Here is a 16208-nt window from a genome sequence, read left to right as displayed (position 1 = left end):
CCATGTTCCCCCCGGGCCCGGCGGCCGTCGACCGGGAAATGGGGCGATCGTCCCGACCGCGGAGTCAGGCCGGCAGTTCCGGCAGCAGTTCGCGCAGGGGTGTCCGGGCGCCGGAGGTGTAGGCCGCGCGGAAGGCCTGCGGGGTGAGGCGGGTGCGGACCGTGTGCTGGACGCGGGGGGCCGCGGCCGCGTACGGGCGGGTGCGGGAGACGGCGCCGAGGAGGCGGGCGGCCTCGGCGTAGCGGCCCTGGTCCGCCTCCAGTTCGGCGAGGAGTTCCACGGAGAAGGCCTGCCCGAGCGTGTCGTCCAGTGCGAACTGGGTCCGCAGCGCGCTCAGCAGTTCGGTACGGGCCAGTGCCGGACGCCCTTCGTGGCGCTGGACCAGGGCATGGGCGTGGCTCACCCAGGAGTGGGCCCACAGATCGGCCGGGCCGTCCGGCGGGGCGTCCTCGACCGGGACAGAGGCCGGGTCCGTACGGGCCGCCGCCAGGGTGTGCGCGGCCCGCAGGGCTTCGCGGCCGGGTCCGAACCCGGGATCCGCCGGCAGGAGTTCCAGGCCCTCCCGGTACTCCGCCGCGGCGTCCTCGTACCGGTCCTCCCACAGCGCGATCGTGCCGCGCAGGTGCGCGAGGTACGCCAGGCAGGCGTCCTCCCCCTCGTGCACGGCCTCGGTCCACGCCTCCACCAGCAGGGGGTCGGCGCCGTCCGCCTCGCCGAAGGCGGCGACCAGCCACGCCGCGAGCCACAGCGCCCGGGCGGGCCGGGGCGCGGGGTGTACGGCCAGGGCCCGTTCCACGTGCCTGCGCCCCTCCGCCGCCATCCCGCACGCGGTCCACAGGAACCACAGGGACACCGCGATCTCCAGGGCCGCGCCCGGCCCCCCGGCGGCGAGCGGATTCATCGCCGCGCGCAGCTCGGGCAGTTCCCGCAGGGCGAGGGCGCGCGCTTCCCGCTGCGCGCCGGCGCGCCACAGCTGCGCGGCCCGCTCCGCCACCACCCGGCAGCGCTCGCGATGGCGCCGGGCCGTCGTCGCGCCGTCCCCGGCAGGTCCGTGCGCGAGCCGCCGGGCCGCGTACGCCCGTACGGACAGGGGCAGCCGGTAGCGGCCCTGACCGGCGTCCGCGAGCAGGCCGGGGGCCAGCCGGAGCAGGGCCTCGACGGCGGTGTCCGGGGTGAGCGCCCCGAAGCCGCACACCTCGGCGACGGCCGCCCTGTCGAAGGAGCCCGCGAAGACGGAGAGCCGCTCCCAGAGCAGCCGTTCGGCGGGCGAGGCCAGCCGCAGCGAGCGTTCGGCGTCGACCCGGGTGCTGCGGCCGGCGCCGCCGGCGAGGAAGCCCAGCGGGTCGGAGCCGAGTCTGCGGAGCGCCTGCGCGGGCGCGTACTGGTGCGAGCGCCCCGCCGCGAGCTCCAGTGCGCCGGGGATGCCGTCGAGCGCCCGGCACAGCGCGGCCACGGCGCCCGCGTTGCGGTCGGTCAGCTCGAAGAAGGGGTCGGCGCCGCGCGCCCGCTCCTCGAAGAGCCGTACGGCCGCGTAGCCGGCGACGTCGGCCACCGGGAACCGCCGGGCGGGGTCGGCCGCGGCATGCCCCGGCAGGCCCGACGGCGCCGCGGGCAGCGGTGGCACGGAGGGTGCGGTCGGCACCGACAGCGGCGGTACGGGGAGCACCACTTCCCCGGCGAGCCGCAGTCGCCGCTGCGACGTGGCCAGAATGCGCAGCCCCGGCAGGCGGCGCAGCAGCCCGGCCGCGAGCTCCGCGCCGGCCTCCCCGAGCTGTTCGCAGCCGTCGAGCACGAGCAGCGCCTCACGCCCCGCGAGGCGGTCCGCGAGCTCCGCTCCGAGACGGCCCCAGCACTGCTCGGGCAGGGCCCCGAGCTCCGCCCAGACGGCGTCCAGGCCGTCCCTTTCGCCCAGGGTGCGGACGGTGCGCACGGCGAGCCGGGTCTTGCCGATGCCGGCCGGTCCGGTGAGCGTGACCAGGCGTTCGGTGGCGAGCAGGGACGCGAGGGCGGTGAGCTCCCGCTCCCGCCCGATGAAGCTCGACAGTTCGGCGGGCACCGCCTGCCGCACGCCCGCGCCGGCCTCCGCCACACATCCTCCTGCTACGTCCGACACGTGCGCACCGTCATGTGGTCAACAGTTGAACGCGCAAAGAGAGATGATCGGCTCATAATCCCGTTGTCCCGTCACCGACCGGGAGAACCACCAAGGGGAGGGTATGAACTCGGCCATTTCCGCCATCGACGACACGGACCGGGCACTGGTCCACGCACTCCAGCTCGCACCCCGTGCGAGCTGGGAGCTGCTGGGTCCGGTCCTCGGCGCGCGCCCGGACACCCTGGCGCGCCGCTGGGAGCGGCTCACCGGGTCCGGCGAGGCGTGGCTGAGCGGACTCGGGCTGCGCACCGGCGTCACGAAGCCCTGCATGGCGTGGGTGGAGGTCACGTGCACCGCGGGCACCTCGCCTTCGGTGGGGGACGTGCTCGTGGCGGATCCGCACGCCCTGGGGGTCGAGCACACCACCGGGGGCCGGGACCTGCTCGTCTTCGTGGCCGTACCCGACCTGCCGACGCTGTACTCCTACCTGTCCTCCCGGGTGCAGCGGATCCCCGGCGTGATCGGCACCCGTACCTCGATGGTGACGGCGGTGCACTACGCCCCCGACCGCTGGCGCCTGGACCAGCTGACCCCGGCCCAGATCGGCCTGCTGACCCGACGGACCCGGCGGCCGGCGGCTTCCGGCGCCCCGGACCGGCCGGCGGTGGCGTCGCTCCAGGAGGAGGACCGGCCGCTGGTCCTGGCCCTGGCCTCGGACGCGCGGCGCAGCGTGGCCTCGCTGGCCCGGGAGTTCGGGATGAGCGAGTCGACCGTACGGCGCCGGCTGGCGCGGCTGGAGGGCGGGCAGAGCCTGCGCTACAGCTGCGCGCTGGCCTCCGGGCTGTCGGGCTGGCCGGTGTCGGCGACGCTGTGGGCGGAGGCCTCCGAGTTCGAGCTCGCCGACTGCGCGGCGGTCGCCGCGGGGCTGCGCGAGACGCGTATCTGCATGTCCGTCAGCGGCCCCTGGAACTTCATGATCAGCGCCCGGCTGCGCACGGTGGAGGACCTCTCCCGCTACACGGCGGAGCTCACCCGAAGGTTGCCGGGCCTGCGCATCACGGACTCGGCGTTGGCCCTGCAGGTCCGCAAGTCCGAAGCCCAGGAACTGGACCGCCGCGGCCACCGCGTCCGCACGGTCTCCCCGGACATCTGGTCGGCCCCGGACCTGGGCATGTCCAGCCCCGCCGGCGCGTAAGCGCGGGGTCCCCAGGGCATTTCCAGCCCCGCCGACGCGCAAGGCACGGGGTCCGGGGCATTTCCAGCCCCGCCGACGCGCAAGGCACGGGGTCCGGGGCATTTCCAGCCCCGCCGACGCGCAAGGCACGGGGTCCGGGGATTTCCAGCCCCGCCGGCGTTTGAGGCGCGGGGTCCGGGGCGGAGCCCCGGGAACCTCGGCCGGAGCCTGCCCGCGGCGTCACGCGCCGCCGCCGCCCGGCGGGGCAGCCGCGCCGAAGACGCGTACGGCGGTGCGGACGCCAACCCCGCAGTGGGTGACGTACGCACCGCCGTATCCCGCGCACGGACCGGGAACAGCCCGGTCAGCGCTCACCGGCCGGGAACAGCCCGGTCAGTGCACCAGTACCGGATCCGGGGCGGCCGAGGCCGATCCCTTCTTGGCACCGAGGTGGTTGAAGGCGAGGTTCAGCACGATGGCCACGACGCAGCCGGTGCTGATGCCGGAGTCGAGGACGACGAGCAGGTCCTCGGGGAAGGCGTGGTAGAAGCCGGGGGCCGCGATCGGGATCAGGCCGATGCCGAGCGAGGCGGCGACGATCAGGGCGTTCTCGCCCGTCTCCATGGCCGCGCCGGCCAGGGTCTGGATGCCGCTGGCGGCCACCGAGCCGAAGAGGACGACGCCCGCGCCGCCGAGGACCGGCAGCGGTACCACTCCGATGACGGAGGCGGCGATGGGACACAGGCCCAGCAGGATCAGGATGCCGCCGCCGGCCGCGACGACGAACCGGCTGCGGACTTTGGTCATGGCGACCAGCCCGATGTTCTGCGCGAAGGCACTGCACATGAACCCGTTGAACAGCGGGCTGAGCGCACTGCCCAGGGTGTCGGCGCGCAGGCCGCCCTCGATGGTCTTCGCGTCCGCCGGACGGCCGACGATCTTGCCCAGGGCGAGGATGTCGGCGGTGGACTCGGTCATGCACACCAGCATCACGATGCACATGGAGATGATCGCGGCGACCTGGAACTGCGGCGCCCCGAAGTGGAACGGCGTCGGGAAGCCGACGAAATCGGCGTTCCGTACGGCGTCGAAGTTCGTCATGCCCAGTGGCAGCGCTATGAGCGTGCCGGCGACCAGGCCGAGGAGGATGGAGATCTGCTGGAGGAAGCCGCGCAGGAACTTGCGCATCAGCAGGACGATCGCGAGGGTGACGGCGGCCATGGCGATGTTCTTCATCGAGCCGTAGTCGGTGGCGGTGCTGTTCCCGCCCTGCGACCAGTTGAAGGCCACGGGGAGCAGCGAGACGCCGATCAGGGTGATGACCGTACCGGTGACGACCGGCGGGAAGAACCGGACCAGTTTGCCGAAGTACGGGGCGGCGAAGAACCCGAGGATTCCGGCGACGATGATCGCGCCGAAGATGATCGGGACGGCGTTGTCGCCCTCGCCCTTTCCGATGGCGATCATCGGGGTCACACCGGCGAAGGAGACGCCGTTGACGAAGGGGAGTTTGGCGCCGATCTTCCAGAACCCGAGGGTCTGGAGGAGGGTGGCGAGCCCTGCGGTGAAGAGCGAGGCGCCCATCAGGAAGGCGGTCTCGGTGGCGGAGAGTCCCACGGCCGGGCCGACGATCATGGGCGGGGCGACTACACCCGCGTACATGGCGGCCACGTGCTGGAGACCGCTGGTGAACATCTTCAGCGGGGGCAAGGTCTCGTCGACCGGGTGCTTCGCCCCTGAGTCGTCTGCGACCTGCGGTACTGCGACTACGTCTGCGTCTTTGCGAAACCTGGGCGCCTGGGCCACGGCTTCCTCCGAACTGTTTAACACGCCGGCAGGGGCGTGATGTGTCTGGGAGGTGATGCGAAAGCTGTACGAGTCGAGCCGGTATGGAGTTGTGGGTACTGCTCCTGCTGTTCCTGCTGCTGCGAATGCTTGTCCCAAGGGGTGCGGAAACGATTCGCCCGAGTCGTTTCCACGCAAGGGCGGCCCGGGGGCCGCCGGTAGGGAAGTCGGAAGAGAGCTGGAGGTGCCGTAGCAGTGGCGCGGTACACGAGCTGCGGGGCCAGTGGCGCGAGCTGCGGAAAAACCGGCACGAGTCACCGCTCCCGGGGCGCCCTCGGAAAAATCCTCGGGCGCTACCCGGGAACAGCTGCCGCGGACCCCGCTCGGGTCCGCGGCCGCCGGCCGGGGGCCGTCCCCCCCGGCCGGACTCCGTGGGATCAGGCCTGCGCGGAGATCCGCGCCAGGCGCTGGGCCTCTTCCCGAGTGGACACCGCGATGGCGTCCTCGTCGGCGAAGAGCAGACGGTTGTTCTCGACGATCTGCTTGCCGTTGACGAACGACGCGGTGACCGGAGCCGCCGCACCGAAGACCAGCGCCGTGACCGGGTCGGCGATCGAGGAGTGCAGGAGGGTGTTCAGGTTCCAGAGCACCAGGTCGGCGCACTTGCCGACCTCAAGCGAACCGATGTTCGAGGCGCGGCCGAGGACCTGGGCGCCACCGAACGTGCCGAGGCGCAGGGCCTGGCGGGCGTTGAGCGCGCGCTCGCGGTGGACCGGGTTCAGGCGGTTGATGAGCAGCGCGTTGCGCAGCTCGGTGTGCAGCTCACCTGACTCGTTGGAGGCGGTGCCGTCCACGCCGAGGCCGACCGGGACACCGGCGGCGAGCATGTCCGGGACGCGGGCGATGCCGGCGGCCAGACGGGCGTTGGAGGACGGGCAGTGCGCGACACCGGTCTTGGTGCGGGCGAACGCGGCGATGTCGGAGTCGTTCATGTGGACGCTGTGCGCCATCCACACGTCCTCGCCGAGCCAACCGGTCGACTCGAAGTAGTCGGTCGGGCCCATGCCGAACAGTTCCTTGCAGAACTGCTCTTCCTCGACGGTCTCCGAGCCGTGCGTGTGCATGCGCACACCCAGGCGGCGGGCCATCTCGGCGCCCTGCTTCAGCAGCTCGGTGGAGACCGAGAAGGGGGAGCAGGGGGCGACGGCGACCTGGGTCATCGCGTCGAAGGAGGAGTCGTGGTACTTCTTCACGGTCGCCTCGGTGTCCGCGAGGGCACCTTCGAGGGTCTCGACCGCGTGGTCCGGCGGCAGGCCGCCGTCCTTCTCGCTGCGGTCCATCGAGCCACGGGCGAGGGTGAAGCGGACGCCCATCTCGGACGCGGCGCGGATGATCGACCCGGAGAGGTCGCCCGAGCCCTTGGGGAAGACGTAGTGGTGGTCCATCGCGGTGGTGACGCCACCCTTGGCCATCGCGGCGAGGGAGCCCTGCGCGGCCGTGTACGTCATCTGCTCGTCGATGCGCGCCCACGTCGGGTACAGCGCGACCAGCCAGTTGAAGAGGTTGTGGTCGGTGGCCAGACCACGCGTGATCCACTGGTAGAAGTGGTGGTGCGTGTTGACCAGACCGGGGGTCACGAGGTGCCCGGTGCCATCGATGCGGCGGACGACGTTCTCGAGGTTGTCGGGGGCCTTGCCCGCGCCGACGAACTCGATCTTGTTACCGGCGAGCACCACGTGACCCGAGGCGTACTCGGTGTCGTTGGCGTCGACGGTCGCAATCGCACAGTTTTCGATGACGATGCGCTCTACGGCGCTGTCATTGGCTGCCGATGCTGCCATGGGACTTCCTCGTGCTTTCAGTGGCGGTGCGGGCACGGCAAAACCCAGGGGATTTGAGTGCCGGAGCCGGGGGCCTTGACAGCTGACAGTACTGCCGCCCCGTGTGGTGCGTCCGGGTGCCGATTCAGGAAGTTCAAACGTGTTGAAAGTGCTGACAGGTGTCGCGCCGTCCCGGGGCCACTGCGGAGCCCCGGGACGCGCGTGCCACGTCAGAGGTTGGTCATGTCCACGGGGATACGGGCGTCTACGCCGTCGCGGAGGACCGTCGCCTCGATCAGACCGTACGGGCGGTCCGCGGCGAAGTAGACCTCGTTGTCGTTCTTGAGACCGAAGGGCTCGAGGTCGACGAGGAAGTGGTGCTTGTTCGGGAGCGAGAAGCGAACCTCGTCGATCTCCGAACGGTGGTTGATGATGCGCGAACCCATCTGGTACAGGGTCTGCTGCAGCGACAGGGAGTAGGTCTCCGCGAAGGCCTGGAGCATGTGCTTCCGGGTCTCGGCGTAGGACTTCTCCCAGTTGGGCATCCGCTGCTCGTCATCCGACCAGGCGAAGCGCCAGCGAGCCGAAACCTGGGTCGCCAGGATGCGGTCGTAGGCCTCCTTCAGGGTCGTGTACTTGTCCTTCACGTAACCCCAGAACTCGGAGTTCGTGGAGTTCATGACGACCAGGTCCTTGAGGCCGGAGATGACCTCCCAGTTCTTGCCGTCGTACGTGATCTGGGTGACGCGGGTCTCCATGCCCTCGCGGACGAAGGAGTGGTTCACCTCGTCGGAGCCGATGAACTTGGAGTTCGCGTCCGAGGTCGCGATCCGGGACCAGGAGTACTCCTCGATCCGGATGCGGGCCTTCTGGATCGGCTCCTGGCTGTTGACGAACCAGCGCGCCAGGTGGATGCCGAACTGCTCGGCGGACTCGATGCCGTACTCCTTGGCGAACGCGTACACCGTGTTCTTGGTGGTGTCCGTCGGCAGGACGTTGGCGTTCGAGCCGGAGTAGTGGACGTCGTCCATGTCGCCGGAGAGGGCGACCGAGACGTTCAGGTCCTTGATGTGGTGGGTGTCGCCGTCCCGCGTGATCTTGACGACGCGGTTCTCTGCTTTGCCGTACTGGTTCTGGCCCAGAATGGTGGCCATGCTAGCTCCCTCGGTAAACGGAGTAGCCGAACGGGTTGAGCAGCAGCGGTACGTGATAGTGCTCGCCCGGGTTCACCGCGAAAGTGATGGTGACCTCGGGGAAGAACGCACCGCTGTCCCTTACGCGGGGGGCGTCCTGCTGTGCCTCGGCGGCTTGCTTCTTAAAGAAGTACGTCTCGGTCTCGAAGTCGAGACGCACGTGGGTGGTGCCCTCCGGCAGCGCCGGCAGGTCCTTGCAGCGCCCGTCCACATCGGTGGCGGATCCGCCCAGGGCCGCCCACTCACCGTCGAGACCCGTACGGGCCGACAGGGAGATCGCGACGCCTTCGGCGGGCTTTCCGATGCTGGTGTCCAGGATGTGCGTGGACACCGACGCGGTGGTCTCAGTGCTCATGCTCGGTCTTACTCTCCTTCTACGGATTCCACGAGGCGGGTCAGGCGGATCCGGTTGATCTTGACGAGCTCGCCACGAGCGATTTCCCGCTCCTGTTCCGGCGAGTTCTCGATCCGGACCTTGACCGCGTCCCGCATGAACTCACCGGTCGCACCGGTGGCGCAGATGAGGAAGACGTGGCCGAACTTGTCCTGGTAGGCCAGGTTCAGTTCGAGGAGCTCGGTCTTGAGCTCCTCCGAGGCACCGGCCATGCCGCGCTGTTCGCGGGCGGAGGTCGGGTCTCCCGGCTTCGGCCGGCCGATCGGCGCGTGTCCGCCCATCGCCTCGCCCAGGTCCTCCGCGGTGAGCTCGGCCATGGCGGCCTCGTTCGCGGAGAACAGGGTTTCGGCGCTGGTGAAGGGGCGCTGGGCGAGCAGCTTGCTGCCCCATGCCGAGCTGGCACACACCTCGTGCAGCTCGGCCGTGGCCGCGCTGTCGTCCAAGGCGTTGAACCGGGTGAGACCCGGGGTCGGACTCGAAGTCACGGTAGGCCTCCGTGGCCTGTTGTTGCTTTGACGGGCTGCGCATAGCTAACGCCCTCGACAACACGGCGTCAACACTTTGTTGAAACTTCCCGTACACAAAAGCCGCCGCCCGGGTGAATTGGGCGGCGGCTCGTCACGGTGAGTCAATCAGGATTCACTCTTGGTTGGTCTCGGCGGACCCTTCGGAGGTCCCGCTGGACCCCTTGGGCGTGCTCGAGTCCCTGTTCAGGTAGTTGTAGACCGTGAAGCGGCTTACGCCCAGGGCTCCAGCGACCGTCTCCACACCGTGCCGGACCGAGAAGGCGCCGCGCGCCTCCAGTATCCGCACGACGTCCTGCTTGGACTTCCGGTCGAGCTGGGACAACGGTACGCCGTGTCGGCGCTCCAGCGCCGCCAGGATGTGGTCCAGCGAGTCCGAGAGCTGCGGAAGCCGTACGGCGAGCAGGTCCCGTCCCTCCCAGGCGAGCACGACGTCGTCGGGCTGGGCCAGGGACGGATCCATCAGCTCGCCGCCCATCGCGTCCACCAGCGGCTTGACCGCCGCGACGAAGGGATGGTCCCGGGGCTCGGTCATGGCGTCTCCTCCTCGGTCCCGATCACGTTGACCTGGAGCGAGACGCGCGTGGCTCCGGCTTCCAGGGAGTTGCGCAGCAGCGCGGTGACCGCGGTCAGCACCGCCTCGGACTCCCCCTCGGCCGTGTTGCCGAACGGGCCGACATCCACCGCGTCCAGCTGGGCCGTCTGGATGACCTCACGAGCGGCTACGGCATGGGCAGGGGCCTCTTCAAGATCGAAGGGCTCGGTCGTGAACTCCACTCTCAATCGCACGCCGCTCAAGCTACCCGGACCAGAAGGAGTGGCGCGATAGCGCCCCCTTGAGGGGTGGCGGTCGGGCGACGGGCGGGCCGGACTTTTCGGGAGGCGGTACTTGACAACCAGGCCGCCCAGCTTGCAGTCTTCCATCAGGCAGAAACTAACTTCCGCAATACGGAAGGAGCGCACACCCCTCATGGGATACACGGACCAGCGCTTCGATGTAAATCTTTCGATCCTCTTCACGGAACTCCCGCTCCTGGAGCGTCCCGCGGCTGCCGCCGCAGCGGGCTTCACGGCGGTCGAGCTGTGGTGGCCCTGGATCGAGACCCCCACCCCCGCTCAGGAGGAGCTCGACGCCCTCAAGACCGCTCTTGAGGACGCCGGCACCCAGCTGGTGGGCCTGAACTTCTACGCCGGCCAGCTGCCGGGCCCGGACCGCGGTGCGGTGTCGGTTCCCGGTGAGGAGTCGGAGCGCTTCAACGCCAACATCAACGTGGCTGCGGACTTCGCCGCCTCGGTCGGCTGCAAGGCGCTGAACGCCCTGTACGGCAACCGCGTCGAAGGCGTGGACCCGGCCGTTCAGGACGAGCTCGCGCTGAAGAACCTGGTCGTGGCGGCTCAGGCCGCGGACCGCGTCGGCGCGATCCTCCTGATCGAGACCCTGAACAAGCCCGAGTCGCCGCTCTACCCCCTGGTGAGCGCCCCGGCCGGCATCGAGGTAGTGGACAAGGTGAACGAGGCCACCGGCCTCGGGAACGCCAAGTTCCTGCTCGACCTGTACCACCTGGCGATGAACGATGAGGACCTCTCCGAGGTCATCGAAAAGTACGCCGCCAAGACCGGACACGTCCAGATTGCGGACAAGCCGGGGCGAGGTGCTCCCGGCACCGGCGAGCTGCCCCTCGAAGAGCTGCTCGACCAGCTCCAGAAGGCCGGCTACCAGGGCTTTGTCGGTCTCGAGTACAAGGCCGCCGACGCCGCCGCCTCCTTCGCGTGGCTGCCCGCCGAGGCCCGCGCCGCGAAGTAAGCGGAAAAGTCCGGGCGAACAGCCAGGCACCTGACGAACTTTTCGTACGAAGCATTAAGAGAAGGACCCTCATCATGAGCAACCTCCCCAAGATCGCATGGGTCGGCCTTGGCATCATGGGCTCCCCCATGGCCGAGAACCTCCTGAAGGCCGGCTACTCGGTCACCGGCTTCACGCTGGAGCAGGACAAGCTGGACCGCCTCGCCGCAGCCGGTGGCTCCGCCGCCGGTTCGATCGCCGAAGCCGTCAAGGACGCCGACGTCATCATCACGATGGTGCCCGCCTCCCCGCAGGTCGAGGCCATCTCCTACGGTGAGAACGGCATCCTCGAGAACGCCAAGTCCGGCGCGCTGATCATCGACATGTCGTCGATCACCCCGCAGACCTCGATCGACCTGGCGAAGAACGCCGCCGCCAAGGGCATCCGCGTCATCGACGCCCCGGTGTCCGGTGGCGAGGCCGGTGCCATCGAGGCCGTCCTGTCGATCATGGTGGGTGGCGAGCAGGCCGACTTCGACGAGGCCCTGCCGGTCCTCGAGACCCTCGGCAAGGTCATCGTCCTGTGTGGCCCGCACGGCTCCGGCCAGACGGTGAAGGCTGCCAACCAGCTCATCGTCGCGGTGAACATCCAGGCGTGCGCCGAGGCCGTCGTCTTCCTCGAGAAGTCGGGCGTGAACCTCGAAGCCGCTCTGGACGTGCTCAACGGCGGTCTGGCCGGCTCCACGGTCCTGACCCGCAAGAAGGCCAACTTCCTGAACCGCGACTTCAAGCCCGGTTTCCGGATCGACCTGCACCACAAGGACATGGGCATCGTCACCGACGCCGCCCGCAACGTCGGTGCGGCCCTCCCGGTCGGCGCGGTCGTCGCCCAGCTGGTCGCCTCGCTGCGCGCCCAGGGTGACGGTGGCCTGGACCACTCCGCGCTGCTGCGCGCGGTCGAGCGCCTCTCCGGCGCCCAGATCTGAGCTCCGCTCCGATAGGCGGCCCGCTCACAGGGCCGCCACCCGCCCCTCTCACGGGGCCCTGAGTTTCCGGATGGTGCCGGTGCTGACACCTGTCCTGTCGCGCCCAAGTGCCGGCACCGTCCGGATTACCTCTCCTCCAACTTTCATTTCAACAAACTGTTGACGTCGCGTTCATGCCGAAATTAGTCTGTTCCGCATGACGGAAGACGATTTCCGTCAGCAGTTCCCCGTACGGAAGGTCACCATGTCGAAGCGCACGCTGACGACCGAGTCTGGCGCCCCGGTCGCCGACAACCAGAACTCCGCTACCGCCGGCGTCGGTGGCCCCCTCCTGATCCAGGACCAGCAGCTCCTCGAGAAGCTCGCCCGCTTCAACCGCGAGCGCATCCCGGAGCGCGTGGTGCACGCCCGCGGCTCGGCCGCGTACGGCTACTTCGAGGTGACCGACGACGTCACCGAGTACACCAGCGCCGCGTTCCTGAACACGGTCGGCAAGAAGACCGAGACCTTCCTGCGGTTCTCCACCGTGGCCGACTCGCTGGGTGGCGCGGACGCCGTCCGCGACCCGCGCGGCTTCGCGCTGAAGTTCTACACCGAAGAGGGCAACTACGACCTCGTCGGCAACAACACCCCGGTGTTCTTCATCAAGGACCCGATCAAGTTCCCCGACTTCATCCACTCCCAGAAGCGCGACCCCTTCACGGGCAAGCAGGAAGCGGACAACGTCTGGGACTTCTGGGCGCACGCCCCCGAGGCGACGCACCAGATCACCTGGCTGATGGGTGACCGCGGTATCCCGGCGTCGTACCGTCACATGAACGGCTACGGCTCCCACACGTACCAGTGGACCAACGCCCAGGGCGAGGCCTTCTTCGTCAAGTACCACTTCAAGACGAACCAGGGCATCCGCTGCCTGTCGGGCGAGCAGGCCGCCGAGCTCGTCGGCTCCGACGCCAACTCGCACCAGACCGACCTGCTGCAGGCCATCGAGCGCGGTGTGAACCCGAGCTGGACCCTGTACGTCCAGGTCATGCCGGCCTCCGAGGCGGCGGACTACCGCTTCAACCCGTTCGACCTCACCAAGGTGTGGCCGCACAGCGACTACCCGCTGCAGCGCGTCGGCCGTCTGGTCCTCGACCGGAACCCCGACAACGTCTTCGCCGAGGTCGAGCAGGCCGCGTTCTCCCCGAACAACTTCGTCCCGGGCATCACCGCCTCGCCGGACAAGATGCTCCAGGGCCGTCTCTTCGCGTACGCCGACGCCCAGCGCTACCGCCTCGGTGTGAACCACACCCTGATCCCGGTCAACGCTCCGAAGGCGACGAAGGCCGACAACTACGGCCGCGACGGCGTCATGGCGCTGCGCAACGGCTCGCGCTACGACAAGAACTACGAGCCCAACTCGCACCAGGGTCCGGCCGAGACCGGTCTGGCGCTGGGCGCCCCGAAGGCCGTCTCCGGCTACACGGGCACCCACGAGGCTCCGGCCCACACCAAGGACGACGACTTCTTCCAGGCCGGTGAGCTCTACCGCCTGATGTCGGAGGCCGAGAAGCAGCGTCTGGTGGCGACCATCGCCGGCGGCCTGTCTCAGGTCACCCTCGAGGACGTCATCGAGAAGAACCTGGCTCACTTCCACGCCGCCGATGCCGACTACGGCAAGCGCGTCGAGGAGGCCGTCCGCGCCCTGCGCGACGCCTGAGCCCACAAGCTGCGCCGGGATCCTGACGGGAGGTCAGGATCCGGGTGCTGAGCCCACACTGCGGACCCGGATGAGGGGTGGTACGCGGTGAGGGCAGGACGAGGACCGTGGCGAGCGTGCGAGCCAGTGCGGTGGTAATGGGTTCCGAGGCCCGTCTCTCGACCTGAGGGAGACGAAGCCGGAGTTCTCGTCGCCGTTCGCCACGGTCCCAGCCAAACCACTCCTCTCTCTACAGGGGCCACGCACAGAGTCCCCTGTATGAGAAGGAGAACCTCCCCCACCCTCTCCGCCCGGCGGTGCGAACGTCCTGTCGCGCCAGCCTCGTACCGTCGGGCGGTAACAGCAACACACACTCAAAGAGCCGAGTCACGGACGGTCCCGTGACTCGGCTCTTTGTCATGCCCGGGGGCCGTTTACAGGGGGCCTCGCCGACGACAGAGGGCCTCGCCGACGGGGGATGCGGCGAGGCCCTGCCTGGACGCTACACCCGCGACGTGGAGACACGGAGAGGAATCACAGAATCGTCGAATTGCATAAGTTTGCAATTTCATAGATGCTGTGAGTGTTGTGCTCGTAGGTAGCCGCGGGCACGGCACCAGCCATCCGCCCCGGCATGCGGGGCGGCGAGAAGGGGTGCGAGACCGTGCCGGTTCCGCTGTATCAGGCCAAGGCCGAGTTCTTCCGGATGCTCGGGCACCCCGTCCGGATACGGGTTCTGGAGCTGTTGCAGGACGGGCCGATGCCGGTACGGGACCTGCTGGCCGCGATCGAGGTCGAGCCCTCCGCTCTCTCGCAGCAGCTCGCGGTGCTGCGCAGGTCGGGGATCGTCACCTCGCTGCGTAACGGATCGACCGTGGTCTACGAGCTGGCGGGCGGGGACGTCGCGCACCTGATGCAGGCGGCGCGGCGGATTCTGACCGAGGTACTGGCCGGACGGAGCGAGCTGCTGGAGGAGCTGCGGGAGTCCGAGGTCTCGGCGTCGTGACCTCGGACACCCTCCTGACGTCCCTGCTCGGGCGGGTCCGCTCGGTGCTGCCGGCCCGGGCCGACTTCGCGGTCATGGGCCGCAACCCCCGCCGGGATCTCCTGGCCGGGCTGACCGTGGCGATCGTCGCCTTGCCGCTCGCCCTCGGCTTCGGCGTCTCCTCCGGACTCGGCGCCGAGGCGGGCCTCGCCACCGCCGTCGTCGCCGGCGCGCTCGCCGCCCTGTTCGGAGGCTCCAACCTCCAGGTGTCGGGCCCGACCGGTGCGATGACCGTGGTGCTGGTGCCGATCGTCGCCCGGTACGGGCCCGGTGGCGTGCTGACGGTCGGGCTGATGGCCGGTGTCCTGCTGATCGGCCTCGCCCTGATGCGGGCCGGGCAGTACATGCGGTACGTGCCGGCGCCGGTGGTGGAGGGGTTCACCCTTGGTATCGCGTGTGTGATCGGCCTTCAGCAGATACCCCATGCGCTCGGTGTGGCCAAGCCGGAGGGGGAGAACGTCCTGCTCGTGGCCTGGCGGGCACTCCTGGACTTCGTGGCTTTCCCGAACTGGACCGCAATCGCCCTGTCGGCCGGTGTCGCGGCCGTGATGCTGGCAGGGGCCAGGTGGAAGCCGACGATCCCCTTCTCGATCGTCGCGGTGATCGCGGCGACCGTGATCGCGCAGGTCTTCCACTTGGACGCGGCGGCCCCGATCGGTGACCTGCCCTCCGGCCTGCCCGCCCCCTCCCTCGCCTTCCTGGACCTGTCCGCCCTCGGCTCGCTGCTCGCCCCGGCCGTGGCGGTGGCCGCGCTGGCCGCGCTGGAGTCCCTGCTGTCGGCGACGGTCGCGGACGGGATGACGGTGGGGCAGCAGCACGACCCGGACAAGGAACTGTTCGGCCAGGGCATCGCCAACCTCGCGGCCCCCTTGTTCGGCGGCGTCCCGGCCACGGCCGCGATAGCCCGGACCGCGGTCAACGTCCGCACCGGCGCCTCCTCCCGCCTGGCCGCGCTCGCCCACGCAGCCGTGCTCGCGGTGATCGTGTTCGCCGCGGCCCCGCTCGTCTCGAAGATCCCGCTGGCCGCGCTCGCGGGCGTGCTGCTGGCGACGGCGATCCGCATGGTGGAGGTCGGCTCGCTGCGGGCCATGGCGAAGGCGACGCGCTCGGACGCCGTGGTGCTGGTCCTGACCGCCGCCGCGACCCTGGCCCTCGACCTCGTCTACGCGGTGATCATCGGCCTGGCTGTCGCCGGAGCCCTCGCCCTGAAGGCGGTGGCGAGCCAGGCGCGGATGGAGCAAGTCGACTTCCGCCCGGACCTGCCCGGCGAGCACAGCGACGAGGAGCACGCCCTGCTGGCGGAGCACATCGTCGCCTACCGCCTCGACGGACCCCTCTTCTTCGCCGGCGCCCACCGCTTCCTCCTGGAACTCTCCGAGGTCGCAGACGTGAAGGTGGTCATCCTGCGGATGTCGAGGGTGACCACGCTGGACGCGACCGGCGCCCTGGTACTGAAGGACGCGGTGGAGAAGCTGAACCGACGCGGCATCGCCGTCATGACCTCCGGCATCCGGCCCGGCCAACGCCAGGCCCTTGACGCCGTCGGGGCGCTCGAACTGCTGCGCCTGGAGGGACGCGAGTACGCCACCACCCCGGAAGCCATCGCCGGGGCCCGCACACACCTGGAGCAAGCAGGGCTACTGCCCCGTGCGCGTCTGCGACCGCACCGCATCCGGAAGGCCGCACGATGACCCTCCCCGCCGACCGCCGGCTGGTGACCGAACGTCA

At 69.8% G+C, this 16208-nt stretch carries 14 protein-coding genes; 6 read left to right on the top strand and 8 right to left on the bottom strand.

Features of this window, described 5'->3' with window-relative positions:
• Positions 1-64: 64 nt before the first annotated feature.
• On the bottom strand, positions 65-2089 hold the full coding sequence (locus AC3IYI_RS32225) for an ATP-binding protein (RefSeq protein WP_489406975.1): 2025 nt from the start codon (positions 2087-2089) through the stop codon (positions 65-67).
• Between the two features lie 127 nt (positions 2090-2216).
• On the opposite strand from AC3IYI_RS32225, the gene AC3IYI_RS32220 reads away from it, so the two are divergent.
• On the top strand, positions 2217-3290 hold the full coding sequence (locus tag AC3IYI_RS32220) for an Lrp/AsnC family transcriptional regulator (RefSeq protein ID WP_489406974.1): 1074 nt from the start codon (positions 2217-2219) through the stop codon (positions 3288-3290).
• A 372-nt stretch (positions 3291-3662) separates the two neighbouring features.
• Here the strand turns inward: AC3IYI_RS32220 and AC3IYI_RS32215 are convergent, their stop codons facing one another.
• From AC3IYI_RS32215 to AC3IYI_RS32185, 7 genes are all read right to left on the bottom strand, one after another.
• A complete protein-coding gene (locus AC3IYI_RS32215) occupies positions 3663-5075 on the bottom strand; it encodes a nucleobase:cation symporter-2 family protein (protein WP_489411751.1) in 1413 nt (470 codons plus the stop codon).
• Positions 5076-5491: 416 nt separating this feature from the next.
• Positions 5492-6895, bottom strand: coding sequence for an 8-oxoguanine deaminase (locus AC3IYI_RS32210; protein ID WP_489406973.1), 1404 nt, complete (start codon positions 6893-6895; stop codon positions 5492-5494).
• A 209-nt stretch (positions 6896-7104) separates the two neighbouring features.
• Entirely contained in the window at positions 7105-8028 is a 924-nt protein-coding gene (pucL, locus tag AC3IYI_RS32205; RefSeq protein WP_327255912.1) for a factor-independent urate hydroxylase, read from the bottom strand.
• Between the two features lies 1 nt (position 8029).
• A complete protein-coding gene (gene uraH / locus AC3IYI_RS32200) occupies positions 8030-8422 on the bottom strand; it encodes a hydroxyisourate hydrolase (protein ID WP_489406972.1) in 393 nt (130 codons plus the stop codon).
• 8 nt (positions 8423-8430) lie between these two features.
• On the bottom strand, positions 8431-8946 hold the full coding sequence (uraD, locus tag AC3IYI_RS32195; protein WP_489406971.1) for a 2-oxo-4-hydroxy-4-carboxy-5-ureidoimidazoline decarboxylase: 516 nt from the start codon (positions 8944-8946) through the stop codon (positions 8431-8433).
• 154 nt (positions 8947-9100) lie between these two features.
• Positions 9101-9520 carry a helix-turn-helix domain-containing protein gene (locus tag AC3IYI_RS32190; RefSeq protein ID WP_489406970.1) on the bottom strand — a complete coding sequence of 140 codons (420 nt, stop codon included), beginning with the start codon at positions 9518-9520 and terminating at the stop codon, positions 9101-9103.
• Positions 9517-9774, bottom strand: coding sequence for a YkoF family thiamine-binding protein (locus AC3IYI_RS32185; RefSeq protein WP_489406969.1), 258 nt, complete (start codon positions 9772-9774; stop codon positions 9517-9519). Before AC3IYI_RS32185 ends, AC3IYI_RS32190 begins: the two co-directional genes overlap by 4 nt.
• Positions 9775-9955: 181 nt before the next feature.
• Here AC3IYI_RS32185 and AC3IYI_RS32180 point away from each other — a divergent pair, with 181 nt between their 5' ends.
• The 5 genes from AC3IYI_RS32180 (at position 9956) to AC3IYI_RS32160 (ending at position 16171) form a co-directional block, all read left to right on the top strand.
• Positions 9956-10789 (top strand): TIM barrel protein, encoded by an 834-nt coding sequence (locus tag AC3IYI_RS32180; protein WP_243339126.1) that lies wholly within the window; start codon positions 9956-9958, stop codon positions 10787-10789.
• A gap of 74 nt (positions 10790-10863) precedes the next feature.
• Complete coding sequence (locus AC3IYI_RS32175) at positions 10864-11754, top strand: 2-hydroxy-3-oxopropionate reductase (RefSeq protein ID WP_243339125.1); 891 nt, start codon at positions 10864-10866, stop codon at positions 11752-11754.
• A gap of 244 nt (positions 11755-11998) precedes the next feature.
• On the top strand, positions 11999-13456 hold the full coding sequence (locus AC3IYI_RS32170; RefSeq protein ID WP_243339238.1) for a catalase: 1458 nt from the start codon (positions 11999-12001) through the stop codon (positions 13454-13456).
• 643 nt (positions 13457-14099) lie between these two features.
• Positions 14100-14441: an ArsR/SmtB family transcription factor gene (locus AC3IYI_RS32165; RefSeq protein ID WP_489406968.1), complete on the top strand. Its 342-nt coding sequence runs from the start codon at positions 14100-14102 to the stop codon at positions 14439-14441.
• Between the two features lie 74 nt (positions 14442-14515).
• Positions 14516-16171 (top strand): SulP family inorganic anion transporter, encoded by a 1656-nt coding sequence (locus tag AC3IYI_RS32160; protein ID WP_489411750.1) that lies wholly within the window; start codon positions 14516-14518, stop codon positions 16169-16171.
• Positions 16172-16208: the final 37 nt, after the last annotated feature.

The organism is Streptomyces sp. GL_148 (genome assembly GCF_057834205.1).
This window is presented reverse-complemented; position numbering and strand designations above follow the sequence as displayed.

Excerpts from the sequence above, each read along its gene's own strand:
- AC3IYI_RS32170 (WP_243339238.1), top strand. The coding sequence starts at position 11,999 with ATGTCGAAGCGCACGCTGACGACCGAGTCTGGCGCCCCGGTCGCCGAC.
- AC3IYI_RS32175 (WP_243339125.1), top strand. The coding sequence starts at position 10,864 with ATGAGCAACCTCCCCAAGATCGCATGGGTCGGCCTTGGCATCATGGGC.
- pucL (WP_327255912.1), bottom strand. The coding sequence starts at position 8,028 with ATGGCCACCATTCTGGGCCAGAACCAGTACGGCAAAGCAGAGAACCGC.
- AC3IYI_RS32190 (WP_489406970.1), bottom strand. The coding sequence starts at position 9,520 with ATGACCGAGCCCCGGGACCATCCCTTCGTCGCGGCGGTCAAGCCGCTG.
- AC3IYI_RS32220 (WP_489406974.1), top strand. The coding sequence starts at position 2,217 with ATGAACTCGGCCATTTCCGCCATCGACGACACGGACCGGGCACTGGTC.
- AC3IYI_RS32210 (WP_489406973.1), bottom strand. The coding sequence starts at position 6,895 with ATGGCAGCATCGGCAGCCAATGACAGCGCCGTAGAGCGCATCGTCATC.
- uraH (WP_489406972.1), bottom strand. The coding sequence starts at position 8,422 with ATGAGCACTGAGACCACCGCGTCGGTGTCCACGCACATCCTGGACACC.
- AC3IYI_RS32180 (WP_243339126.1), top strand. The coding sequence starts at position 9,956 with ATGGGATACACGGACCAGCGCTTCGATGTAAATCTTTCGATCCTCTTC.
- AC3IYI_RS32160 (WP_489411750.1), top strand. The coding sequence starts at position 14,516 with ATGGGCCGCAACCCCCGCCGGGATCTCCTGGCCGGGCTGACCGTGGCG.